Origin of the sequence: Endoryza foliicola (assembly GCF_050589245.1) — a bacterium.
GTDB classification, from domain to species: domain Bacteria; phylum Bacteroidota; class Bacteroidia; order Chitinophagales; family Chitinophagaceae; genus Endoryza; species Endoryza foliicola.
The window spans coordinates 339674-363552 of the sequence record NZ_JBOBEW010000003.1; the positions used below are offsets into that span (position 1 = coordinate 339674).

22 protein-coding genes are annotated in these 23879 nt (G+C 41.2%); 4 read left to right on the forward strand and 18 right to left on the reverse strand.

Annotated elements, in window-relative coordinates:
* Position 1: 1 nt before the first annotated feature.
* The 11 genes from ACQ2HE_RS08805 to ACQ2HE_RS08855 form a co-directional block, all read right to left on the reverse strand.
* Entirely contained in the window at positions 2–1117 is a 1116-nt protein-coding gene (locus ACQ2HE_RS08805; protein WP_430898482.1) for an NADH-quinone oxidoreductase subunit D, read from the reverse strand.
* A gap of 1 nt (position 1118) precedes the next feature.
* Complete coding sequence (locus ACQ2HE_RS08810) at positions 1119–1574, reverse strand: NADH-quinone oxidoreductase subunit C (RefSeq protein WP_430898481.1); 456 nt, start codon at positions 1572–1574, stop codon at positions 1119–1121.
* A gap of 540 nt (positions 1575–2114) precedes the next feature.
* Positions 2115–2633: an NADH-quinone oxidoreductase subunit B gene (locus ACQ2HE_RS08815; protein WP_430898479.1), complete on the reverse strand. Its 519-nt coding sequence runs from the start codon at positions 2631–2633 to the stop codon at positions 2115–2117.
* A gap of 18 nt (positions 2634–2651) precedes the next feature.
* Positions 2652–3002 carry an NADH-quinone oxidoreductase subunit A gene (locus tag ACQ2HE_RS08820; RefSeq protein WP_430898477.1) on the reverse strand — a complete coding sequence of 117 codons (351 nt, stop codon included), beginning with the start codon at positions 3000–3002 and terminating at the stop codon, positions 2652–2654.
* 260 nt (positions 3003–3262) lie between these two features.
* Positions 3263–5386, reverse strand: coding sequence for an alpha-ketoacid dehydrogenase subunit alpha/beta (locus ACQ2HE_RS08825; protein ID WP_430898475.1), 2124 nt, complete (start codon positions 5384–5386; stop codon positions 3263–3265).
* Positions 5387–5649: 263 nt separating this feature from the next.
* Positions 5650–6261, reverse strand: coding sequence for a fumarylacetoacetate hydrolase family protein (locus ACQ2HE_RS08830; RefSeq protein WP_430898473.1), 612 nt, complete (start codon positions 6259–6261; stop codon positions 5650–5652).
* Between the two features lie 148 nt (positions 6262–6409).
* Positions 6410–6988, reverse strand: a complete 579-nt coding sequence (gene pth, locus ACQ2HE_RS08835) for an aminoacyl-tRNA hydrolase (RefSeq protein WP_430898471.1) — start codon at positions 6986–6988, stop codon at positions 6410–6412.
* 272 nt (positions 6989–7260) lie between these two features.
* The gene (locus ACQ2HE_RS08840; RefSeq protein ID WP_430902436.1) at positions 7261–7557 is read right to left on the reverse strand and encodes a hypothetical protein; all 297 of its coding nucleotides are present in this window, start codon (positions 7555–7557) and stop codon (positions 7261–7263) included.
* A 267-nt stretch (positions 7558–7824) separates the two neighbouring features.
* Positions 7825–8403, reverse strand: coding sequence for a 50S ribosomal protein L25 (locus ACQ2HE_RS08845; protein ID WP_430898467.1), 579 nt, complete (start codon positions 8401–8403; stop codon positions 7825–7827).
* 45 nt (positions 8404–8448) lie between these two features.
* Positions 8449–9402 carry a ribose-phosphate pyrophosphokinase gene (locus tag ACQ2HE_RS08850; protein WP_430898465.1) on the reverse strand — a complete coding sequence of 318 codons (954 nt, stop codon included), beginning with the start codon at positions 9400–9402 and terminating at the stop codon, positions 8449–8451.
* A 132-nt stretch (positions 9403–9534) separates the two neighbouring features.
* Entirely contained in the window at positions 9535–9744 is a 210-nt protein-coding gene (locus ACQ2HE_RS08855; protein WP_430898463.1) for a hypothetical protein, read from the reverse strand.
* 100 nt (positions 9745–9844) lie between these two features.
* Here ACQ2HE_RS08855 and radC point away from each other — a divergent pair, with 100 nt between their 5' ends.
* Both radC and ACQ2HE_RS08865 read left to right on the forward strand, forming a co-directional pair.
* Positions 9845–10537 (forward strand): RadC family protein, encoded by a 693-nt coding sequence (radC, locus tag ACQ2HE_RS08860; RefSeq protein ID WP_430898461.1) that lies wholly within the window; start codon positions 9845–9847, stop codon positions 10535–10537.
* A gap of 208 nt (positions 10538–10745) precedes the next feature.
* Positions 10746–11480 carry a hypothetical protein gene (locus tag ACQ2HE_RS08865; protein ID WP_430898459.1) on the forward strand — a complete coding sequence of 245 codons (735 nt, stop codon included), beginning with the start codon at positions 10746–10748 and terminating at the stop codon, positions 11478–11480.
* A gap of 728 nt (positions 11481–12208) precedes the next feature.
* Here the strand turns inward: ACQ2HE_RS08865 and ACQ2HE_RS08870 are convergent.
* The 7 genes from ACQ2HE_RS08870 to ACQ2HE_RS08900 all read right to left on the reverse strand — a co-directional run bounded on the left by ACQ2HE_RS08870 (position 12209) and on the right by ACQ2HE_RS08900 (position 22208).
* Entirely contained in the window at positions 12209–12520 is a 312-nt protein-coding gene (locus ACQ2HE_RS08870; protein WP_430898457.1) for a DUF3467 domain-containing protein, read from the reverse strand.
* Positions 12521–12602: 82 nt separating this feature from the next.
* Complete coding sequence (locus tag ACQ2HE_RS08875) at positions 12603–13325, reverse strand: hypothetical protein (RefSeq protein ID WP_430898455.1); 723 nt, start codon at positions 13323–13325, stop codon at positions 12603–12605.
* A 146-nt stretch (positions 13326–13471) separates the two neighbouring features.
* Positions 13472–14410 (reverse strand): DUF1735 domain-containing protein, encoded by a 939-nt coding sequence (locus ACQ2HE_RS08880; protein WP_430898453.1) that lies wholly within the window; start codon positions 14408–14410, stop codon positions 13472–13474.
* Positions 14411–14453: 43 nt separating this feature from the next.
* Positions 14454–16127: a SusD/RagB family nutrient-binding outer membrane lipoprotein gene (locus ACQ2HE_RS08885; protein WP_430898452.1), complete on the reverse strand. Its 1674-nt coding sequence runs from the start codon at positions 16125–16127 to the stop codon at positions 14454–14456.
* 36 nt (positions 16128–16163) lie between these two features.
* Positions 16164–19253 (reverse strand): SusC/RagA family TonB-linked outer membrane protein, encoded by a 3090-nt coding sequence (locus tag ACQ2HE_RS08890; protein ID WP_430898450.1) that lies wholly within the window; start codon positions 19251–19253, stop codon positions 16164–16166.
* A gap of 139 nt (positions 19254–19392) precedes the next feature.
* Positions 19393–21417, reverse strand: a complete 2025-nt coding sequence (locus tag ACQ2HE_RS08895; protein WP_430898448.1) for a ComEA family DNA-binding protein — start codon at positions 21415–21417, stop codon at positions 19393–19395.
* Positions 21414–22208 carry a hypothetical protein gene (locus tag ACQ2HE_RS08900; RefSeq protein ID WP_430898446.1) on the reverse strand — a complete coding sequence of 265 codons (795 nt, stop codon included), beginning with the start codon at positions 22206–22208 and terminating at the stop codon, positions 21414–21416. The genes ACQ2HE_RS08895 and ACQ2HE_RS08900 overlap by 4 nt, the downstream gene beginning before the upstream one ends.
* A gap of 106 nt (positions 22209–22314) precedes the next feature.
* Here ACQ2HE_RS08900 and folD point away from each other — a divergent pair, with 106 nt between their 5' ends.
* Together folD and ACQ2HE_RS08910 are read left to right on the forward strand one after the other, a co-directional pair.
* On the forward strand, positions 22315–23190 hold the full coding sequence (gene folD, locus ACQ2HE_RS08905) for a bifunctional methylenetetrahydrofolate dehydrogenase/methenyltetrahydrofolate cyclohydrolase FolD (protein WP_430898444.1): 876 nt from the start codon (positions 22315–22317) through the stop codon (positions 23188–23190).
* A gap of 41 nt (positions 23191–23231) precedes the next feature.
* Complete coding sequence (locus ACQ2HE_RS08910) at positions 23232–23828, forward strand: 7-carboxy-7-deazaguanine synthase QueE (RefSeq protein ID WP_430898442.1); 597 nt, start codon at positions 23232–23234, stop codon at positions 23826–23828.
* The last annotated feature ends 51 nt before the right edge of the window (positions 23829–23879 follow it).

Here is a 23879-nt window from a genome sequence, read left to right on the forward strand (position 1 = left end):
TCTAACGATCTATATCCGGTATTACCAAATCCAATGTTCCCATAGCAGCTACCAAATCGCCAATCTTCGAGCCTTTTACCATGGTTTCCAAAGCAGAGAGATTTGAAAAACCCGGTGACCTAAATTTAATTCGATAAGGTGTGGTGCCTCCTTCACTAACAATATATACACCCAATTCGCCACGTGCTGTTTCTACTTGTTGATAAAACTCTCCCTTCGGAAGTTTCAAAACTGCTTTTGTCTTCGCTTGAAACGGCCCTTCCGGAATGGCATCAATCAATTGTTCTACAATTCTTATTGATTCCTTCATTTCCCGAATACGTACCATGTAACGGGCCAAGGAATCGCCTCCTGTTTCAATCACTTCCTCAAAATCTAATTTTGAATAGATTTCATAAGGATACCATTTTCGCACATCACAACTCACCCCACTGGCACGAGCGGTAGGACCGCTGCAACCAAAACTGATGGCATCTTCTTTTGATAAATACCCCACGCCCTTCATACGATTTTGAAAGATGATATTGCCTGTCACCATTTCATCGTATTCATCTATTTTAGATTTATACAGTTGCAAAAAATCTTTTACTCTTTTTTGAAAATTAGGATGAAGGTCCATCATCACACCACCGGGCACCATATAGTTCATGGTCAAACGGGCGCCACAGGTTTCTTCCATAATATCGTTGATACTTTCACGCTCTCTGAAAGCATGAAAGAAAGGAGTGAATGCTCCTAAGTCCATTGCCATTGCTCCCCACCACAACTCATGAGAAGCGATGCGCGTAAGTTCACTCATCAACACTCGAATCACTTGAGCTCTTTCCGGTATTTCAACACCTAACCCCTTCTCTACACAAAGTGCGCAAGCTAGATTATTAATATGAGCAGAAAGATAATCCATCCTACTCGTTACATAAATGAATTGGCGATAAGTCAAACTCTCGCACATCTTTTCAATGGAACGATGGATATAACCTAAGTGTGGTTCTACTTTCGTGATGGTTTCGCCTTGTAAATGAATCACCAAATGCAATACCCCATGGGTAGCAGGATGTTGAGGTCCTACATTGATCACGAGATCACCGGTAGTGCTATGTCCAATCGTTTCTTGCATCTTACAAGCGAATCATATTAATAGGGTCTTCAAAATCTTTTCGAAGTGGGTTCTTTCCTTCCCAACCATCGGGAAGAATCAAGAGTCGCAAATCGGGGTGACCGATAAAATTCACGCCAAACATTTCATACACTTCTCTTTCCAAGAAATTAGCCGATTGCCAAACATCACTCAATGTAGGCACTTCAGGTTGATTTCTATCAACGACCAATTTAATTACCAATTGATGTTTGTACTGCATCGAACGAAGATGATACACCATCGTTAGGTGTGTTTTCCAATCGATACAGGTTTCATTGAATAGATAATCAAACTGCAAGTTTTCATCAGAACGAAGCAATTGCATCTGCTCTTTGAAAAGCAGTGGTTGCAGCGCCACCGTAGGCCAGGCTGTCCCTTCCTCCCAAGTTGCTTCTTTCAACTGCTCTTTCAAGTATGCAATTACTTCCTCTGTCATTTAGTATCTAATAGGTTATATACTTGTTACTCCCCCTGTTCTCTCTCTGTATTTCCTCGCTCCTCGTTTCCTCTAGTCCTCGTTCCTGTTCTCCGGCTGTTTCATTATTAATTATTACTTATTAATTATTAATTAACTCCCCCTGTTTTTTCTTTTCCTTAACCGCGGTGGCGCAGAGATCGCAGCGTTTTCGCAGCGCTGGCAGGCTCTCGGTATTTCCCCTTTCTTCCCAATTTCGCTCCTGTTTCCTCCTGTTCTTCTTCCTCGTCGTTTTTGTGTTTTCTCCTCTCATCATTCAACGCGATAAATCGACGGCGGACCTCAGCTACAATCATCCCTTCTATTCATAAATATCTTCTACGCTGTATTTCCTCGCTCTTCGTCTCCTCTCATCCTCGTTCCTGTTCTCCGGCTGTTTCATTATTAATTATTAATTCTTAATTATTAATTACTCCCGGCTGTTCCATTATTAATTATTACCTATTAATTATTAACTACTCCCGGCTGTTCCATTTTTAATTATTAATTCTTAATTATTAATTAACCCTGCTCCCTCGTCTCCCCTCTCTTAATTTTCTCCTGCAAGCTCAACAGTGCATGGAGCAAGGCTTCTGGTCGTGGTGGACAACCCGCTACATACACATCCACCGGAATGATATGATCGGCTCCTTTCACTACAGAATAGGTATTGTAGAAGAAAGGGCCTCCACTAATGGCACAGGCGCCCATCGCAATAACATATTTTGGATCGGCCATTTGGTCGTAAAGACGTTTGAGTACAGGAGCCATTTTATTGACGATGGTTCCGGCGATGATTATTACATCGGCCTGACGAGGAGTAGCCCTGGCCACTTCAAATCCAAATCTGGAGAAATCATATTTCGCAGACGCTGTGGCCATCATTTCAATGCCACAGCAAGACGTGGCAAACGTAAGCGGCCACAATGAATTGGAGCGAGCCCAATTAATGATATCATCCAATTTACTCAGCATGATGCCACCATCTGCTGTTGGATGCACAGAGCCCGGAAAACTATCTTGTAAATTCGTTCCTGCCACCTATTCAATAATTTTTGGTTACACCCATTTCAATGCGCCTTTTCTATGGGCGTAAAGAAATCCAATAAATAATATGAAAAAGAAGACGAGCATTTCAATCATTCCTAACCAGCCTGCAGACTTCACCACAACGGCCCAAGGATATAGAAATACCAGTTCAACATCAAAAAGTAAAAACAATAAAGCGAAAAGATAATAACCCACTTGCATTTGTGTCCAAGCCCTGCCGGTACTGGGAATACCGCACTCATACGGCTCGCCCTTTTGTGGGTTGCGCGTAGCTTTGGTTAATATTTTCGATACCAGCATTGCTATTACAGAAAAAGCAATGGCTGCTATCAGCAAGACAATCAGTGAGGCCGCTCCCATAGAAAATTCATTTGGTTTCCAATACGAGAGAATCCGAAATGAATATACGGAATAATTAATAATTAATGAGCAACAATTAATTCTGGCGTGATAAGGAAAATTGTAAGTTTTGAGTTAAGGATATTAGGCATTGGGCCTTAGGCTTTAGGTGTTAGTCTTTTCTTGACCACCGACGGCACAGATTAGAACAGTTTAACCAGAATAGCTTTTAATATTCAATCAACCTGACTGCCGGCTGTTTAATTATTAATTCTTAATTATTAATTAATAATTAGCTTCCTCACCGCCGCTTCCACCCTCTCCTTATTCGGAAGCATTTCTTTCTCCAATCCTACATTCAAAGGAACGGCAGGTAAATCAAGCGCTCCCAACACCTCTACCGGCGCATCCAAATAACGGAAACAGGCATGCGAAATACGACCCGCTAAACTCTCCATAAAGGAATGCGACTGTTGTTCTTCTGTTAGCAACAAACATCTTCCATGCTTTTGCACTGTTTCGTATACACAAGCCTCGTCAAGTGGATACAAAGTTCGCAGATCCACAATTTCAATTTGCCCCGGAAAAGATTCCGCAGCGCCCAATGCCCAATACACGCCCATTCCATAAGTAATAATGCAACATGAATTTCCATTGGTAACAGCGTGTTCGTCGGCTTGCAACACAACAGCAGCTTTGCCCAGCGGAACAATATAGTCTTTATCTGGTTCTATTCGTTTGGCTCCTTCCGTACCGGGAACCTTGCTCCAATATAATCCCTTGTGCTCGAGCATTACCACCGGATTCGGATCCAAAAAAGCAGCTTTCATTAAACCCTTCATATCAGCTGCATTCGACGGATACACTACTTTAATTCCTTTCACCGAAAGCAAGGTACTCTCAACCGATCCGCTATGATAGGGGCCGCCACCACCATAAGCTCCAATAGGCACTCGTATCAAGGTTTGAACGGGATACTTTCCGTTACTCAAATAACAACTCTTTGAGATCTCGGTCACCAATTGATTGAAACCGGGATAGATATAATCGGCGAATTGCACTTCAACAATCGGCTTCAATCCAACCGCACTCATTCCCACCGTTGAGCCAATAATATATGCTTCCTGTATAGCAGTGTTGAATACCCGATGTTTCCCAAATTGATCAGCCAATGTTGCAGCTTCTCTAAACACACCGCCTAACCGATATCCCACGTCCTGTCCATATAAAACGGCTTCCGGAAAATCTTCCATAATTTCTCGAATGGCATACAAAGCTGCATCTACCATTACAATCGGCTTCTTCGCTTCCTCGTTTCCTATTTTCCTCTCTTCCTCGTTCTTCCCTCCTCGCTCCTCGTCTCCTCGCTTCCTCGTCTCCTCGTTTCCCATTTTCCTCGCTTCCTCCTTAAACACATACTTTGTAACCGAATCCGGTTCAGGATCAGGAGCCGCCATTGCTGCCGCAAAATCAGATTCCACCCGTCTCACCGCCTCTTCTTCAATGCCGTGCACCACTTCATCGGAGATGCCCGCTGCTCTCATATAATTGCGAAGTTTTGGAAACGGATCGTCTTTGCGGTCCTCTTCCAAATCATCTTCCGGTCTATAAAACTCTTTGCGAACCCCACTGGTATGATGCCCCAATAACGGCACTTTTGCTTGTACTAAAAAAGGTGTTCTGTTTTCGCGCACATAATCAACCACGGCTTTCATCGCTTCATAAGCCTCAATAAAATTGCTGCCGTCAATTCTAAAACGCCCCATGCCTTTAAAGCCACTCGCATACTCATAAGCATCCATCGCGCGGGCCTCGGATGCACTAACACTGATGCCCCATTCATTGTCTTGAACCAAATAAATAATAGGCAAATGTTTCAAAACTGAAAATTGCAATGCTTCACTCACTTCCCCTTCCGTAATGCTGGCATCTCCGAGCGAACAGAGCACAATGGGTAGTTCCCCATTAGGACCTTTTACCAGTCGCTCTTGTAAATGGCGTTCTAGGTATCGAATTCCTTGTGCAATACCGGTAGTTGGAATTAATTGCATTCCGGTAGCACTGCTTTGATGGATGATTTGCGGATGATCGGGTCCTTTGTAACTGGGATGAGAATAGTAAGACCGCCCTCCGGAGAAAATATCGGCTCCCTTAGCCAACAATTGAAGTTGCAATTGGTAGGGTGTGAATCCCATACCCAACAACATGCTTTCGTCTCTATAGTAAGGACTCACATAATCGCAAGGCAACAATTGAAAAGCAGCGGCCAATTGAATTGCCTCATGACCTCGGGACGTGGAGTGTACATATTTACAAACCGATCGGTTTTGTTCGTAAGTATGCGCCATCACTTGAGCATAACACATGTTCCGATAGGCGCGTATCAATAATTCGTTGGTAACCATAATATAACAAGCAAGTTCAACTACAATAACGCAAAAATAACTAATAAGTGTTAGGTTGGGGGAATTAATTAGGTGTTAGGCGTTAGGCTTTAGGTGTTAGGCGTTAGGCCTTAGGCTTTAGGTTTTAGGGGTTAGGTACTTTGGAATATAATGGTGGGATTATCCTTTGTGAACCTTCGCTTGCTTCGTTTCCTTTGCGAAAAAAATAAAGCCATCTACCAAACAAATGGTAAATGGCTTTCCCTTGTAGTGATCTATAACTGTTATTTGATCTCGATTTGAAACATAGATTCTTGATCGATGAACCCTTCCAACTCATCACCCACCACACATTCACCTACACCTGCCGGTGTACCGGTAAAAATCAAGTCTCCAATATTAACGGAAAAATAGTTAGAAATATGAGCAACAACCTTATCAAAATTATTGATCATCAATCCTGAATTTCCTTCTTGCACCAATTCCCCGTTTTTCTTCAAACTGAAATTGATGTCTTTTTTGTTTTTAATGTTTTGCAAAGGGATCCACTTGCCTACAACGGCCGAATTGTCCCATGCTTTTGCTTTTTCCCAAGGCAACCCTTTTGCCTTTAGGTCATTTTGTACATCGCGAGCTGTAAAGTCGATACCTACGCTTACTGCATCGTAGTATTTAGACGCAAATCGCTCTTGAATGTATTTTCCATTCTTAGAAATACGCAATACCAATTCAGCTTCGTAGTGAAGTTCATTCGTAAATTCGGGATAATAGAAAGGAGTATGAGCCTGAAGTAAAGCACTTTTCGGTTTCATAAAGATTACCGGTTCGTCCGGCACTTCATTTCCTAGTTCTAAAGCGTGAGCCACATAATTACGGCCAACACAGAATATTTTCATATTCAATAAAGGGTTTAAATCAAAATTTTGTTTTCAAGTTTCATAGGCCTAAAAAGACCTGGGGTACGCTTTACATAGGTGTATTGAATATCAAAATATGCAGATACATAGAATCATGTGTGCGAAAATAAAGATTTGATTTTACAAATCATAGGGTAAACACCACTTTATTCCACTGATTCATGGCCTCAGTTAGGCCTCGAAACACCACTGTTTCTATTATTTCCACCGATTTCTCAATTTTAAGCTTCACAAGGGGCCATTCTTCGGTATTCCATTTTCCAAGTACAAAATCGACCTGCCCACCTTTTGGGAACTGATTTCCAATGCCAAAACGCAAACGAGGGTACTGATCTGATCCGAGGCATTCTTGAATATTAGAAAGACCGTTATGTCCGGCAGCACTGCCTGAAGGGCGGATTCTTACTTTATCGAGCGGCAATGCCAATTCATCTACAATTACTAATATATGATCTTGTTGGATCTTTTCCTTGTCCATCCAGTACTTTACAGCCTTTCCACTTAGATTCATGTAAGTGGTTGGCTTTATGATAGTTAGGTTACGGCCTTTGTATTTGATCTCTGCCACATCGGCCAATCGATCCGAACGGAAACTGCCTTCGTGTTTCGCAACAAAAGCGTCTACCACATCAAACCCGATATTGTGCCGGGTATTTACATACGTTGCACCAATATTTCCCAATCCCACAATTAAAAACTTCGACATACTAAAGCTCTTTTATTTTGCTTAAATCAACTATACCCACTTAGTAGTATTTTCTACAATATTACAACTCTGCCTACTAATGTGCGACTCCTAAAGAATCGAATCAGTGTTTCATTTCAATCTGCTATTGGCGCAAGCGTAAGCTTGTGCCTGAATAATAAGCAGCCTTTCCTGTATTTCCTCTCTCCTCGTCTCCTCGCATCCTCGTTCTTCTCTTCCCCCCTGTTCTTCCCCCTCTTCCTTCTCTGTATTTCCTCCCTCCTCGTCTCCTCTCATCCTCGTTCTTCTCTTCCCCCTTGTTCTTCCCCCTCTTCCTTCTCTGTATTCCCTCCCTGTTCTTTCTCTGTATTTCCTCGTACCTCGTCTCCTCGCATCCTCGTTCTTCTCTTCCCCCTGTTCTTCCCCCTCATCCTTCTCTGTATGCCCTCCCTGTTCTTTCTCTGTATTTCCTCGTCCCTCGTCTCCTCGCATCCTCGTTCTTCTCTTCCTAGCTGTTGTTTTCCGTCTTCCTTCTCTGTGTTCCCTCCCTGTTCTTTTTCTGTATTTCCTCTTCCCTCGTCTCCTCTCATCCTCGTTCCTCTCTTCCCCCCTGTTCTTCCCCCTCTTCCTTCTCTGTATTCCCTCCCTGTTCTTTTTCTGTATTTCCTCGTCCCTCGTCTCCTCTCATCCTCGTTCCTCTCTTCCCCCCTGTTCTTCCCCCTCTTCCTTCTCTGTATTCCCTCCCTGTTCTTTCTCTGTATTTCCTCTATCCTCGTCTCCTCTCATCCTCCCTCCTTTTTTAAACACCAATGCCCCGACCCAAAGGCCGAGGCATCTTACGTGTTATAAAGTATGGATTACTTCTTAGGAGCCGCCGCTTCTTCAATCTTCAGCTGACGCGTTGTTACCACAGAAGCAATAGGAATACGGGGAGAGTTCAAAATTTCGTATGCAGGCTCTTTAACGTCCTCAACACGAATATTTCCATTGATCTCCAGGTTGGTAATATCAACCTCAATATTCTCTTTCAAATCTTTTGGTAAAGATTTTACTTTCAAACTCTTGATTTTGGTGATCAATTTACCACCATCTTTAACCCCTTTAGAGGTTCCTACGAACTTCAAAGGAATGGTAGCTACTACTTTTCTGTCTTCTACCAATTCCAAAAAGTCAACGTGTGATAAAATATCGCTTACTTTATCAAATTGACGATCTTTCAAAATGCAACGGTAAGTTTTACCATCCACTTTAATTTCTGCAACTTGGAATTCGGGTGAATAAACAAGCGGCTTAAAAGCCAGCAAAGGAGCTGAAAAAGAAACTTCCTGTGCACCGCCGTAAATTACACAAGGCACGAGTCCCTGAGAGCGAACTTGTCGGGTGGCTTTTTTCCCGGTTTCGGTCCTCAGTTGACCTTCAATTGTAATTGATTTCATTTGTATATGTGTTTTAAATTAAACGCTCTTGAACGGTTGTATCAGTTACTTGTTACGTTGATTGCTGTGAATAAACAATCCTGTGATACTTCTGTTTTCATACGCATTGCGAATAGCTACTGCAAACAATTCAGAAACACTCAACACCTTAATCTTAGAGTGATTGTGTTGCTTCAAAGGAATTGTATCACAAACCACTAATTCTTCCAACACACTGTTTTCGATGTTCGCATAAGCATTGCCGCTTAATACCGGATGCGTACACAAAGCTCTTACACTTCTAGCCCCTTTCTCTTTCAACAAACCGGCACTTTTTGCTAGCGTTCCACCGGTATCACAGATATCATCAATCAATACCACATCTCTATCCGTTACATCACCAATTACCACCATGCTCGCGATCTCATTCGCACGTTTACGATGCTTATCACAAATCACCATTTCAGCATTAAAGTAACTGGCAATCTCTCTGATACGGTTCGCACTTCCCACGTCAGGGGCCGCAAAGGTAAGGTTTTCCAGTTGTAATTGCTCGATATAAGGGATAAAAATTGCCGAACTGTCCAAATGATCAACAGGGATGTCGAAATACCCTTGAATTTGGGCGGCATGAAGGTCCATGGTAATCACACGATCGGCCCCGGCTGCCTCTAACATATTGGCAATCAATTTAGAACCGATGGCCACACGAGGCTTGTCTTTACGATCTTGGCGGGCATATCCGTAATATGGGATAACAGCAACCACTTTGTAAGCCGATGCCCTGCGTGCCGCGTCGATCATTAATAACAATTCCATGAGATTTTCCGCCGGAGAGAAGGTGCTTTGAACCAAAAAAACCATGTCTCCACGTACACTCTCTTGAAATACCGGCTGAATTTCGCCGTCACTAAACCTATTGATGGTAATCTTTCCGAGTGATGCGCCGTATTGCTGCGCAATCTTTTCTGCTAAGTACTGCGAACCAGTACCCGAGAATACTTTTGCTGTGTTTTGCATGCCGCGTTGAATGAGCGGCGAAGATAAAATAAGGCAGGGATATAGGGGTCAAAAAATATCCACTAACACTCATTTTTTTCAACAAGTGTAAAAACTCAATTTGTTTCTAACAACCTGAATTTCAGTTAGATATTATTTCTGTGCTACTGTCAGTAATATATTTGCATTCTCGGTACTTGGTTTTACCGTTTCAGTTGAAGCAACAGACTTCTTTGGATGCAACACATTAAAAATAGCTGAACAGATGAAAATAGAGAAGAACAAGGCTACAATGTACATGCCGATGGCAAATAAAAATGGCTGATAGCCGCCAATTGCAGAAAAAGTGGTTTTACGTTTCATTTGGATATTGATTAAAGTTTTCACGTAACTGAGCCTAAAACGAGCTGTCGCGCTTTTTAGTGCCCCATTTCCTAATAAAAATATAAATCGTAACCCAAGAATGCAAGCGAATTCTTACTCAATAAAAACATGGGCAATTGACGATAGGCCCCGCGAAAAATTACTAAAATCGAGTCCTTCCCTGCTTTCCAATGCCGAACTTCTCGCCATTTTAATCAACCATGGAAACCGCGAAAAAACAGCGATCGACCTCGCTAGAGAAATTTTAGTATTGAGCAACAATGAGTTACAGGAACTAGGCCGCCTCTCCCCACACGATTTCATGAAAATAAAAGGCATCGGCGAAGCCAAAGCCATTACCATTGCGGCCGCCTTAGAACTCGGGCGCCGGCGCAGCAGCTCTACTACCCTTTTTAAAAAATCCATTACCGATAGCCGAGAAATCGCCACTTTTTTGAAAGACCAACTACAAGATTTGGGACATGAAGTGTTTTCCGTCGTTTTTCTCAACCGCGCCAATAGAATCATTCATTATGAAATCATCAGCCAAGGTGGGATCACCGGCACCGTTGCCGATCCAAGAATCATTTTAAAGAAAGCATTGGAGCAAGAAGCCGTGAGCCTGATCTTATGCCACAACCACCCTTCCGGAAACTTACGCCCCAGCAAGGCCGATGAAATGCTCACACAGAAAATTAAAGATGCAGGGTTACTCATGGACATCCGCGTGATGGATCACATCATCGTGAGTCAAGACGGGTATTACAGCTTTGCAGATGAAGGAATTTTATAAAATTATATGTATAAAGACTATGAAGTCTTCGAAATAAAGAAGTTTTGTTTCAATACCGAGACAAGGACAAATCCTGACAAGAAAATTAGGAACTAAAAAGAAAAACTTGCAACAAATAAAAAAATAATAGCATAATGATAAATATTGTGTTAATATCCCAAAAATCAACTAATTTCATTACAATATTTTAAACCTAAATTTTTTTAAAATGAAAAAATCATTCTATTACTTTTTAGTATGCTTTGTCCTTGTTAGCTGCTCCAAAAAACAAAGTTTCACATCAATTGAAACTGAAATTACCAAAACGCTTGCTGATAAAAAAGGTGATTTAAAAAATGGAAAAGTTGTATTACAGGTTACTGAAAATAATGAGCTAATGCTTTTGCAATCGTCAGATCCGAATACACCCAATCAGGTAGATAGAATTATTATACTGGCATTTGACAAAGGAATTAATATCCCTATTAAGGATCAAGATCTTAAAACAACTAGCATGTTCTTCTTTTCAGACAAAAGAGCTATAGCATTACATTCTGAAATTGAGAATAAAGTATTTTTAGTGGGATTAAACGAACAAGAAAGCCAAGAAAAAAAGGACTTGTTAAATTCAAATTTGTTGATAAAAGACTCCTATACTGAAACGCTTTTGGGATATGGTATATCGGTATTGACAGGGAAGTGGGATTTAGAGAAATTGACAACAAACAAATTCTCTTCTGCGTTTGATAAATTAGACTATTCAAATCAATTAATGAATATTGTTCCATTAACAGGCGGAGGTGGAGGAACGCCAAACTGTACTTCTGGAGGAGCAGGTGCGAGTGAATGTAGCATTGAGGAGACCATTGGAGGAAAATGTAGTGTGACTTGTCAGGCTGGATACTATGCATGTTGTGACTCCAGAACAGTAAAATGTAACTGCGTAAAGAATCCAGCAAATTAATTAATGATAGATAATAAACTTATTTAGTGTTTTTAAAAGCTTAAAATAATGCAAATGAAATGAGCTCGGACTTGTACCGAGCTCATTTCATTTCTAAGCAACTTGTTTCATAAACGATAACGAATCCCAACTTCTTCTTTTATTCTTTTACTAGTAAAATTTCTCTCCTGTTTATTTTAGAATTTCAGTTCAAACCTGTCCGCAGAAAATTATATTAATTTAAAAAAAATTGCAGAATACAGTTGTATAAATATGTCTGTTGTAGCATGAATAAAAACAATATTTTCTTTCAATCTGTTCAAACTTCACTAAATCTTATAATCGAAACATCTATCCTCTGACTTTAAAATTCTTTTTTCAGCATAGTTAAACTGGTCTCTACAAAAGGATATTCAATCAAACAGTATTCTCAAAGCTTACTAGCTATTGACAGTTGTATGATTTAATGAAATAAAATAATTTGTTTTAATTTCACTGAGAAGAAAAAAATCCTCATACTTCAACCATTAAAGTTCAATAGGACATTTCATCACTAAAGTATCTATTGAAACTCTTCCAAACTGGGAAAACATTCCTATTAATCAACAAATTAGTTTATTCGTGCATTGTGTTAACAAATAAATCTAGTATATTTAATTTAAGGGCCTCATAAACCTTTTGAAAATCCAAGGAAAACATACATTTTAGACCATCAATGAATCACCAATAATTTACAACTCTTTTTTGTCTCAGGCTTGCCCCACTACTCCACCCAAATTCATCGGGAATGCAATTTCCTCCAGTTCTTGAATTTTGCCATGAGCTGCTTCGTAGCGTTGTACGTTTTCAACCAAGGCTTTCATCAATCGCTTGGCATGTTGAGGAGTTAAAATGATGCGCGACTTTACCTTGCTCTTTGGAGTGCCTGGCATTACATTCACAAAATCTACAATGAATTCAGCAGGCGAATGGGTAATGATGGCAAGGTTCACATAAGTACCTTCTGCTACTTCTTCCGATATTTCGATATTGAGTTGTTGTTGTTCGTTGGCCTGATCCATGTTACAAAGTTTAGTATACAAAAATAGCCGGTTTCAAAGGAAAAATGAAACCGGCCATTCGATATCTTTCAACTAAATTTCCTTAAGAGTGATTGAGTTTTTCGATGAATACGGCAGCCGCATCTTCAGATAGTTGATCGGGAACTGCACCCACATTCACATTCTTTAATTTTGGATACGCAGAAAGCGCATTCACAATGTCTTTCTTCGTCAACTTTACTTTTTTATACTTGCCGTCGGGAGTTATAACATAATAATCAAAAGAATTGCTGAAAGTGTCGGAATAATCACCCGAGAAATTAGCAGCGTAATCGTTCTTATTTGCACGAATTCTTTTTACAGATCTGAATTTAAGGAGCTTCACACCGGCGCTGTCGGTAGCTATATCTTCAAAAGCCAACGACTCATAGAACTTCTCCCCTTTTCCATCCAACTCAAAATTCTTTACGAAGTACTTGGTTCCGGTGGGAGTATTCAGATAGAAGTATTTCACTGTGCGAGGGTCTACTACAATTACAGTATCACTCCATTTGGCATACAATTCCTGACGCATGAAATCGTAGTTGAATTCAAAGCCTTTCGACAATTCACTTCCATAGTTGTTCACAACACCACCTTTCACCCAATCTTTTCCAAAAAAACGATTGTCACTTCCGTCCACGAAATCAGCCTTATCTGATTTCCCAAACTGCGTATGAGCATTGATGATAAAATTAGTGTATTGTTGCTGCAAAGCGGCAATAGATTGAGCAGAGGTAGTTTGAACAGCTGCCGCTAATAGAATAAGGGTGAAGAGTTTTTTCATGTTGCGATATTTTTTTGAAGTTACTGAAGCTCTACATTAGTTGCGAATCTCAATTGTTAAATGTATTAAAATTTCAAATTCGCATGCAGCATATTAACAAAAAGGGCGCCTAAAAGCGCCCTTTTATATAGACTTATGATTAGTTCTTATCTAGGACTAATGTAAACCAATGTATCATACATGAATTGGTTAGGTCTTCCGTTTTGCTTCATGATGTAAGACAAGTAGATTTTTTTAGCCGCTGGATCAAATCTGCTATCAGTAACAGCAGGGTTCATCACCAACACGCGTCCACGACCATCATCCGGAATATCATTCTGAACGGCAACCAATTTGTTAGTTGCGTCGAATGTGAAACGAGGAGCGGTTGCTCCGAACTGAGTCAAACCACCAGAGCTAGTGAACGCAGCCAACAAGTTAGAGAACCCGTTGAATGTAGTAACACTGTTTACACCGGCAGTAATCAATTCATATTCACCCCAATGGAAAGTTTGGTTATCGGCAATACCATAGGCAGCCCAACCAACTTGCTTCTTAGTTAAGTCCCATACTCCATCAAAACGGTTCTTTACACCAATAGGGAGAAGAATGTTTTTGAAGTTAGAAGAAATGGTTTCACCAGAAGCATCGGTGATAGTGAAAGCCAACATGTTCTCTTTAGAAAGATCCACTTTAGAAGTAGCGATCTTCAAAGGAAATGTAGCCTCGTTCTTGTCGGCATCAATAGTTACTGAATAAGAAGACAAAGACCATGCAGTTGCACTCAATTCTTGGTAGTTGGTACCAAATTGAGTGTTATGACTTGTAATGAGCGCACTGTTTTTTGCGATCGTAACTGTCAAGGGTTTCCCCAAAGGCTTGCTCCATGAAACTCGAACAGTAATGTTGAGCGTACTAGGAGTGTCGGCTGCTTCAAATGCGATGATAGCAGCCTGGTTGGTAGAAGGGTAATTCCCATTAGGAATCAATACTACCGGCTTAATAGCTGATTCAGAATAATCTGTAACAGGGGTGTCCTTTAAGCAAGAAGCAAAAAGTGTAGATGCCACTGTTGCAAACAAACCAATTTTAAAAATATTTTTCATTTCAAACTGTTTTTTGATTTTCAAATACTCATCCTAGGAGCGCTTATGGCATCCACCAGATTTTTGCTGTGAACTGATCTCCTGATTTCACACCAACGGTTGGTACGTTCGCGAAGTTCAATTCCAATTCACGTTGAGGATACAACAAACGAACAGGAATTACTTGTGACGATCTACCGGGGTTCAAAGAAAGATCAAGATAGGGATAAGTACCTGCACCTACAACCCCACCGGCATACTTTGTTGGCTCTGGGTCAACCTGAGCAACACCACCGGTGCTTCTTCTGAAATCATTCCATACTACTAATGGATCAATACCGTTCATTGCCAAATACTTTTGAAACATGATCAATCTGTATTTATCCGCCGTAGTTGTATTCAAATCCCAATCAACATTCTTGTTCCCCAAAGCTACCTGAGAATTGTACCAATTATTGAATTCTATAGACCAGTTGGGAATAGCAAGCCATCTAAAAGACTCTTGAATTGCATTCTTATATGCCGCTTTTGCATCTCCACTGATAAAACCTTTGGCGGTTGCTTCTGCTTGTAACCATAGACTTTCAATTGAGGTTATAACCCACATCGGTTGGTTGTACCCTTTTGCAAGACCTTTTGCAGTTGGAGAGTATACGCCTGGTGAGTCAACCCCGCCAATCTGAGATACCCAATCCCCCGCTTGATATGGATAAGTATTATTATCAATGGGCAATCCATATTGATTACCGCGCACATTTTTAGGTGGTAATGTTGTCAATGGCTCTGTTAAAACTCCTGCTGGATCCCTAAGAATCTTCTTATAGTAGTAAGTCAAACGTGGGTCATTTATTACTTTCATGTAGTTAATGGCTACCACGTTTCCTCGATAGTAAGAAGTTGCTGGGTTTCCAACTGAAGTGAAACCAAAGGCATTATAGTATGCGTTGGGCTTATCAGTTGTGTATGTTGGGGTAACAGCCGCATCCTGACCAGCCAAAAGAAATCCAGATCCTTCGGCCACGATTTTTGCAATTTCTGCAGTAACATAGGAAACACGATCAGCTCTATTAGATTGATTAATTAACCAACGTAACTTAAGCGTGTTTGCAAATTTAATCCACAAGGTTTTGTCACTACCGAACATCAAATCTGCTGTGGCAATTTTGTCGTTCTTGTTTTTATCAGCACTCTTAATCAAAGAAATGGCTGTATCAACTTGTTTGATCAAATCCTCATAGATACTCTTTGCATCATCGTATTTTGGACGGATAGCTTTCAAGCCTTGCAGTGCCTCACTGTAAGGAACGTTATTGTATAGATCGACCAATTGCGCAAAATTATTGCTCTTCATGATCTTAGCAATACCTACATAGAAATCTTGTCCAGTTGCTTTTGCTTGGTTCTCCATGAACTGATAATCATATGCATTGTCCATTAAGCCGCTGAACAGACCTGCTCCAAAAGCCGTGTTAATATTATACGATTGTTCTTCAACTGCTGGGGCAAACCCGCTTGATGGTGCCCAATATCCGAGCCACATGTTCAACCAGGCATACCCTGTACCGGTTCTGTTAGCACTATTTAACATAGCTTGAGGTGCTATCAAGTCCGCGGTGATATTGCTCTCAACAGCGTTGTTGGGATCTTTATTGATGTCAAAGAAAGACTTCTTACAGCCGCTTCCTACAACAGCCGCAACAAGTGCTCCCATGATCATCACTTTATTAAATCTTTTCATTTCAATAATCATTTAATGTTTTGGGAATGGTTGTTATTAGAAAGTAACGTTTACGTTAAATCCATAAATACGAGTTGGAGGAGTTTGACCAATTGTAGTCGTACCAACGGCGTTACCAGTGGTGTTAGAGAACTCAGGGTCAGTCCACCAGTTTGTTTTAGGACGTAAAGTCAACAAGTTTCTTCCGATAAGAGATACACTTGCTTTCTTGATAACTTTCACACTACCCAACCAACGTTGAGGAATGTCATAGCTCAACACTACTTCACGCAATTTCCAGAAGGCTGCGCTAGTATAGTAGTTTGTTTGAGTATTGCGGAAACGACCAGCTTGTAAGAAATCGTAGTGTGCGTTTGTTACAACGATGCTGGTGTTTTCTACATACTTAGAACCATCCCAATAAACTGAATTAGGGAATACAAAACGTTGACGGTTGTTGATAGCAGACATTCTGTCTACCCCAGTGAAACCTAAGTCAGCACCTACGTTGTTGTAGATGAAGTTTCCACCACGGTATTCAGCAACTACTTTCAAAGTGAAACCGGCATAATTCAAATCTGTGTTCAAACCTACGATGTACTTAGGATTGGTACGACCGAAGATAGTTTGAGCAGTATTTTGTTTAGGATAACCGGTTGTTTCATCAATGATAACACGACCTTGATCATCACGCAACCAATCGGTTAACTTGTGAGTGAAGGCAGGATATCCTTTGATTGCATAAGAAGTGTTACCGATGCTCAATTCGTTCAAGTCACCGTAAACTTCCAATACTTTACTGTCGTTGGTAGTTAAGTTACCGCTGAAATTCCAAACCAACTTGCCAAGCTTCACCAATGGAGTCAAACGCAAATCAAATTCAAAACCTTTATTGTAGAATCGTGCAGCGTTCAAAACAGCTGCTGCATATCCAGTACTTTGTGAGATGTTAACATTGATTACCTGATCGTTGTTATTTTGATAGTAGTAAGCCGCGTCGAAAGACACACGGTTGTTGAAGAATGAAAACTCACCACCCAATTCATATGATTCAACTACCTCAGGACGAATAGTTGGGTTGTTAATGGTATTAAAGGCAGTATAGCCAGGAACATTGCCATAAGGGAATCCACTTCCTGATCCGAAATTACTTTCCAAGCCATAGATACTGACGTTAACGTTACCCGCTTTAGCCCATGCAGCTTTCAATTTTGCATAGCTCAACCACTTGCTCTTTCCAAGGCTTTCAATTGCGTCAGTTAAAGAAACTGAAGCATTCACACCAGGATAGAAATAAGAGTTGTTGTTGATTGGAAGACGAGAATCCCAGTCGTTACGACCGGTAAATTCAATGAAGGCGAAGTTGTTATAGCCAACGCTCACACTACCGAAAGCAGATACCAGACGGCTGCGGAAATTGCTTTCACTAGCTCCTGGTTCACCAGTGCGGTTACCAACGTTGAACAAAGTTGGGATCACCAAGTTGCTACCGGAAACACCGATTGACTTAGAATAGGTTTGTCTAATCAAGTTACCGGCCAAAGCCTTCACGTTGAACTTACCGAAATCTTTATCTCCACTTAAGATCAATTCGTTTTGAACACGGTTTCCTAAGCCCATACCATCAGAAACACCAGCTCTTACGTTACCGCTACCACTGATGAAACGGTTGTTGTGCAACGCGAAATCAGAATAAGTAATAGCACGGCTGAAGTTTTTGTTAGAGGTATTTGACAAAGTCAAAGAAGAACGGTTCATGATGTTCAACCATTTAACAGGTTTGAAGTTAACTTCAAAGTTTCCTACTAAATCATCAGATCTACCTGTTTGTCTGTTTCTCCAAGCATCCTCGTAAGGGTTCGGATAATAGTCGTTAAAGTAGTGGTTGTGGTCAGACCATTTGTCTGTCAAGAAGTTCTTATAACTCGTTAAAGGAACCTGTTGAGGAGTATTGGCAACATACCAATAAACCAATGAAGAAGTAGCATCATAGCTACCAGCTGTGTAAGACAAGTTGGTAGAGATTCGAACTTTTCCATAAGTTCTTCCGGCGTTTGCACGGAAAGTAGTTCTTCTTCTTTCATCACCAGGAACAACACCTTTAGTTTTTAAGTCTTGTACACTGAGGTAAAAGTTAGAGCGCTCGTCACCAGAGTTAACTGATACGTCGTTCTGAATCGTCATTGCGTTGCTCTCATTGAAGAACTTGAATTTTTCGTCTTTAATTAATGAATAAGGAACCAATTGCTCGTTTCCGTTTTCATCAACACGACCGATTCTTCTCAAAGTACCGTCGAATGCAGGACCCCAAGTTTGGTTCTCGATTGGGTCGTACACACCGTCTCCGTTTGCATCATAAGATGAACCGGATCCGAAACGGCTTTGGAAGTCTGGCATGAACATTACACGCTCAAACAAAGTAGTGTTACTTACATTGATTTGAGGCTTAGAACGTCCAGATCCTTTTTTGGTGGTTACAACGATTACACCGTTCACACCTTCAGGACCGTATAACGCAGCCGCGTTCGCACCTTTCAGTACGTTCACGTTTTCAACATCGTTAGGGTTGATGGAGTTGATGAAGTTCAAGTTGATTGGAGAACCATCAACTACCAACAATGGCTGGTTGTTACCTGTTAAAGAACGAATACCGCGCAACACGATACGTGTATCAGCAAATACACCGTTGTTGGCAGTTGTTACGTTCAAACCTGAAACCTTACCCACCAAACCGTTTTGGAGGTTGGTTACTTTGGCTTCAGTAATGTCAGATCCCTTTACACGAGCAACAGAATAACCCAATTCCTTAGGTTGCTTCTGAACCCCCAAGGCAGTTACTACTACCTCTTGTAAAGCGCCTGATTTGTCGAGGGAAACATTGTAAGAATTGCTGCTTCCTACAGCAACTTCACGCTCTTTACTACCAACCGCTGAAATAACTAAAACATCACCTGTTTTAGCTTCAATGCGGAAGTTACCATTAGCGTCTGTTTGAGTACCTTTTTGAGTACCCTTGATTGTAACAGATGCAAAGGGAATGGGATCTCCCTTGTCATCTTTCACCTGTCCGGTAATAACCCGGTTCTGAGCAATTACTGATACCGTCCAGAGCATCAGCACTGCGAGCAGGGATAGAATTTTTCTCATGAGACTGTTAGTTTAATTGAATTATGGGCGATAAATGTACGTTAACCACTTTAACAAAAAAAATTGTTAAAATGGGCAGAATGACCATTAAAAAGACATTAAAGGGTCCCGGTATGCTGCATTAAGAAAAAATTAACATCTATAATATCTGTAACCATTGGATTTTCAACTCCGTACCTAAGATTTCACGATTGTTAATGAGCTCCCCCACATATGAGCTATTTTTTGATACAACCGTTTGCGCAAATTTTATCCAAACCTGGTTTTCCCGACCCTTTTTCCGTTCAAAACCACCTATTTTTCTAATATGATAATTAATCGCTATCCGATTGATATTCTGATCAAAAACATATACCGAATAGGCATATAAAACATCCCGCTCCGTTACGTAAACACGGGATGCATAATTCCCTACTTTCGATAGGCTCCAACGTACACCTAAATCCCAGTATTTCCCTAATGGCCTGTAAATCAAATCTGTACCAACTACAAACCCACTGTTTGCCCCTCCCAGTCCAACCCAATCAAACCTCACTCTAGTTTTCCAGACACTATCAATCTGATAATCAAATTGATATTTGAATTGATTACGCACAACTTCCACGGTTTTTCCCAATATGGCTTCATTTCCGGTTACCGGGGCATCCTTTCTCCGCAACCGGGCTTGCACCTGAATACTTAATTTTCGATTGGGTGTATAAAAAATGCTCAAAGCAGCTTCAGTACCCGCCGTAGAACGTCCCATTCGATATTTCACCCAATCGAATTCATACGAATCAACAAAAGATACCAACCTCCATTTTTTGCTCATTCGATGCTCCAAACCAAGAAAAAGACCACGCTCATTGCTTGCTTGAGTTGCTTCAACAAAGGCATTCGACCAAAATGATTGATACTCAGGATTGATTTTTCGATACAGAAAGCTTAGATCTGTTTTCGCATCCACACTTAGCAAACCACCAAACACTAGTGCGGCACCCTTTCTTTGGCTTCGAACCCATTCACCAAAAATTTGAAGATTCCGAAAAACATAAGAATAACTCAGTCCGGCTTGAAACAATTGCCGACCCGAAACCGCAAACAGATTGTACAATTCCGCTTGCTTTTGAATGGGTTTCGACCATTTATATTGTAGTATATGTACTCCCACTCGTCCCTTGGGAAACTTCCAACCCATAACAGCTCCCAATACCCACATTCGTACCTGCCGCGCGTCTTGCAATGTCGCCGCCGATCCATGGAATCCTGAACTAATAAAACTGCTTATAGAACGGATACCGGTTACAGAATCAAATCTAGAGTTCGCATCCAAGTTTCTTAACGATGCAAAAAGATTCAGTTCAGCCCGCTTTCCTCCAAACTGGGCTGCAATCCCCCTCATAAAATTGTATTCGCCCGACCCCTTGTAAACTCGAACAACTTCTCCTTCTCTCTTAATAGACCCAATGGCTGAAGATTTGCCAAATGCCATACTCTGCCAAATAGTGAGGCCTTGCCCGATATTCAATGTATAATCTCCAATATATAACGACTTTAAACGACCAATTGGCCGCAGCCGAATTCGAAAACTCATAAAATCCACCCCTCGTATAGGACCCGATCCACTCCACCAAGGCTCGCCGGCATCCTTTTCGAGAGTAAGACCGGCTTCTATCTTCTTACTTAAACTGAAATCTACCCTGGTCAAACTTCTCAAAGGCTTTGGTCCAATAAACAAGCTCTTCTTTCCATTTGCTGCACCCAAACCACTTATCGTCAACCCTAATCGTTGCAACACCACCGTTCGCTTTTTTGTGAAGAATCCTTCATCTTCCAACAAGTCGAGTCCCCCCAATGCTGCTTTTACAAAAGGACGCATTTTATCGAAACTGGCCTTATCCCAGCCCGGTACGGCTTGTAATTCCCAAATAGAAAGAAAGGCCCCCAATGTTTTCCGATAATTGAAAAATTGGAGCCTTTGAAAAGGAGTTAAAAAATCAAATAGTTCCAGGGTTTGTGGATCTACTGTGTTCAACTTGATCTTGGGATAAAGTTTTGTGTCTAACCAATAATCATCCGGTTCTTGATCACGTTCTTTCAATTCCTCAATCGCTTGCTCATTCTCCACTTGCGCATATGCCAAACCGTTGAATAATAATAGTCCCAATAACATCAACTTTCTCATGCCTTTTTCGATTTCAGAGTGAAGAAAATTCGAATGCCCGGACTGTAGCCAAGCAGCGGTTGATACAGCATCTGATGCTCGATGATCAAATGCCCGATATTCCACGTCAAACCATACCAGTAGCCGATTTCAGGATAGCGGTAGCCAATTCTAATTTGCCATTGTAAGTAAGGTTGGTAACAAAGCTCCATGTACGCTTTTATGGTTTCATCCGATACAACTCTTAGCTCAGAATACACTTGATCTGAAAGCCGAAATCCGGCACCCATTTTTATGATAGGTTGTTGAAAACTCCGATTCGAATAAATCAATCTTTCAATTTGAAAGCCCCAATGAAACGCATTGGATTCGCCCCACAAAAAACCGATATCGGCACCCAGCGACTGGCTACTTTTCTTCTCCACTTCTTTCAATCGATCGAGACTTATAGCTCCGCTAATCGAAATTTTTCCCAAAGACTTGGAGAGCATCAAACGAAATTGCTGGGTCTGTAAAAAAACAGTCCCAAAATGCTTGAATCGAAGCCCCCATGAATCCTGCTTGAAAGGAGCAACTAACCCTGCATCTATAAAACGTAAATCAGAAAATCCAAATGGCAATTGAGAAGCTACCCAGGCCGTAGTGGCGGTTCTCGATATTACCTGTGCATCCAGAAAAGACCCGGAGTTACGCTGCATAGAATCGCCTGAAAAACTCCCCCAATCGGTGGCGGCGGTTTCCGGCAATTGAAGTTTCTGACCATTTAAGGAGAGCGCAGAAAATAGCGTTACTACCCACAAAACTTGCTTCATACAACTTTTGCCTGAAAAATTAAATGTGGGAAAGTGTCGAATAAAATTTATACAATTAAAACTGAGCGCTGTGCTGAAAATAAGGTTGTAAACTTACCTTTGCGCCATGCAAATTTTAGACGGAAATCTGGTGTCGCAAGCTACCCGCGACGAGCTCAAAATCAAAGTAGCACAAAGAGTAGCAGAGGGTAAAAAAGTTCCCCATTTGGCCGCCATCTTGGTAGGTACGAACGGAGCCAGCGAAACCTATGTAGGTTCGAAAGTAAGAACCTGCGAAGAAATTGGATTCAAGTCTACTTTGATCCGTTTAGAAGAATCTATTAGTGAATTCAAACTTTTGGGTGTTATTGAAGAATTGAACAATGACCCTGATATTGACGGAATATTGGTTCAACTTCCTTTGCCGAAGCATATTTCAGATGAAAAAGTGATCAATACCATCGATGCCTCAAAAGACGTGGATGGTTTCCATCCGGTAAGTGTGGGTAAAATGGTGCAAGGACTTCCAACCTTTATTCCCGCAACTCCGCACGGCGTTATGTTAATGTTGGCACATTATAAAATTGATACCAAGGGCAAACATGCAGTTGTAATTGGTAGAAGTAATATCGTGGGTAGACCCATGAGCATCTTGCTCAGTGCCGGAACCAATCCGGGCAATTGCACCGTTACCATTTGTCACTCTCATACCAAAAACCTGAAGGAACTTTGTCTTCAGGCAGATATCATTGTTGCTGCTTTGGGCAAACCTGAGTTCGTAACTGCAGACATGGTAAAAGAAGGCGCTATCATCATCGACGTTGGAATTACCCGCGTAGAAGATCCTACCAAGAAGAGAGGCTATTCCATTAAAGGGGATGTTAAATTTGATGAAGTGGCTCCAAAGGCTTCGTACATTACACCTGTACCAGGTGGAGTGGGCCCGATGACCATCGCGGCTTTAATGAAGAACACGTTCCATGCTTGCAGCGAAAAGAATTAATGTCTAGTACTGAAACCATAACAACCTCAAAACTTCCCGTGATGGAGTCCTTTTACACCTTACAAGGGGAAGGATACCATCAAGGAAAAGCAGCTTATTTCATTCGCTTGGGCGGATGCGATGTTGGTTGTGTATGGTGTGATGTAAAAGACAGTTGGGACGCATCCAAGCACCCCCAGTTCACGATCGATGAAATTGTAGAGAAAGCAAAAAAAGAAACACCGGTGGCCCAACAATCGGTGATTGCAGTGATCACAGGGGGAGAACCACTCATGCATCCATTAGATGAACTCACTGTTGCACTAAAAAACGCTGGCTTTTATACCAATATTGAAACTTCCGGTTCCAGCCATCTTTCCGGACAATGGGATTGGATCTGTTTGTCACCTAAAAAGTTCAAAGCACCACTAAAAGAAGTGATTGATGTTGCCAGCGAACTGAAAATTGTGGTGTTCAATAAATCCGATTTTGAATGGGCCGAATCCTTCGCGGCTCAAGTACCTCCAACAACCAAACTTTTCTTGCAACCGGAATGGGAGAAAAGAAATCAAATGACCCCTCTTATTGTTGACTATATAAAGGGAAACCCTCAGTGGGAATTGTCGATTCAATCGCACAAATATATAAACGTACCTTAACAACATTAGGCGCTGATTTACCGTTAATTAGGAACCTGCAACGCCAGGTGT

Excerpts from the sequence above, each read along its gene's own strand:
- ACQ2HE_RS08805 (WP_430898482.1), bottom strand. The coding sequence starts at position 1,117 with ATGCAAGAAACGATTGGACATAGCACTACCGGTGATCTCGTGATCAAT.
- ACQ2HE_RS08810 (WP_430898481.1), bottom strand. The coding sequence starts at position 1,574 with ATGACAGAGGAAGTAATTGCATACTTGAAAGAGCAGTTGAAAGAAGCA.
- ACQ2HE_RS08820 (WP_430898477.1), bottom strand. The coding sequence starts at position 3,002 with ATGGGAGCGGCCTCACTGATTGTCTTGCTGATAGCAGCCATTGCTTTT.
- ACQ2HE_RS08825 (WP_430898475.1), bottom strand. The coding sequence starts at position 5,386 with ATGGTTACCAACGAATTATTGATACGCGCCTATCGGAACATGTGTTAT.
- ACQ2HE_RS08830 (WP_430898473.1), bottom strand. The coding sequence starts at position 6,261 with ATGAAAATATTCTGTGTTGGCCGTAATTATGTGGCTCACGCTTTAGAA.
- pth (WP_430898471.1), bottom strand. The coding sequence starts at position 6,988 with ATGTCGAAGTTTTTAATTGTGGGATTGGGAAATATTGGTGCAACGTAT.
- ACQ2HE_RS08840 (WP_430902436.1), bottom strand. The coding sequence starts at position 7,557 with ATGAGAGGAGACGAGGGAAGAGGAAATACAGAAAAAGAACAGGGAGGG.
- ACQ2HE_RS08845 (WP_430898467.1), bottom strand. The coding sequence starts at position 8,403 with ATGAAATCAATTACAATTGAAGGTCAACTGAGGACCGAAACCGGGAAA.
- ACQ2HE_RS08850 (WP_430898465.1), bottom strand. The coding sequence starts at position 9,402 with ATGCAAAACACAGCAAAAGTATTCTCGGGTACTGGTTCGCAGTACTTA.
- ACQ2HE_RS08855 (WP_430898463.1), bottom strand. The coding sequence starts at position 9,744 with ATGAAACGTAAAACCACTTTTTCTGCAATTGGCGGCTATCAGCCATTT.
- radC (WP_430898461.1), top strand. The coding sequence starts at position 9,845 with ATGCAAGCGAATTCTTACTCAATAAAAACATGGGCAATTGACGATAGG.
- ACQ2HE_RS08865 (WP_430898459.1), top strand. The coding sequence starts at position 10,746 with ATGAAAAAATCATTCTATTACTTTTTAGTATGCTTTGTCCTTGTTAGC.
- ACQ2HE_RS08870 (WP_430898457.1), bottom strand. The coding sequence starts at position 12,520 with ATGGATCAGGCCAACGAACAACAACAACTCAATATCGAAATATCGGAA.
- ACQ2HE_RS08875 (WP_430898455.1), bottom strand. The coding sequence starts at position 13,325 with ATGAAAAAACTCTTCACCCTTATTCTATTAGCGGCAGCTGTTCAAACT.
- ACQ2HE_RS08880 (WP_430898453.1), bottom strand. The coding sequence starts at position 14,410 with ATGAAAAATATTTTTAAAATTGGTTTGTTTGCAACAGTGGCATCTACA.
- ACQ2HE_RS08885 (WP_430898452.1), bottom strand. The coding sequence starts at position 16,127 with ATGAAAAGATTTAATAAAGTGATGATCATGGGAGCACTTGTTGCGGCT.
- ACQ2HE_RS08890 (WP_430898450.1), bottom strand. The coding sequence starts at position 19,253 with ATGAGAAAAATTCTATCCCTGCTCGCAGTGCTGATGCTCTGGACGGTA.
- ACQ2HE_RS08895 (WP_430898448.1), bottom strand. The coding sequence starts at position 21,417 with ATGAGAAAGTTGATGTTATTGGGACTATTATTATTCAACGGTTTGGCA.
- ACQ2HE_RS08900 (WP_430898446.1), bottom strand. The coding sequence starts at position 22,208 with ATGAAGCAAGTTTTGTGGGTAGTAACGCTATTTTCTGCGCTCTCCTTA.
- folD (WP_430898444.1), top strand. The coding sequence starts at position 22,315 with ATGCAAATTTTAGACGGAAATCTGGTGTCGCAAGCTACCCGCGACGAG.
- ACQ2HE_RS08910 (WP_430898442.1), top strand. The coding sequence starts at position 23,232 with ATGGAGTCCTTTTACACCTTACAAGGGGAAGGATACCATCAAGGAAAA.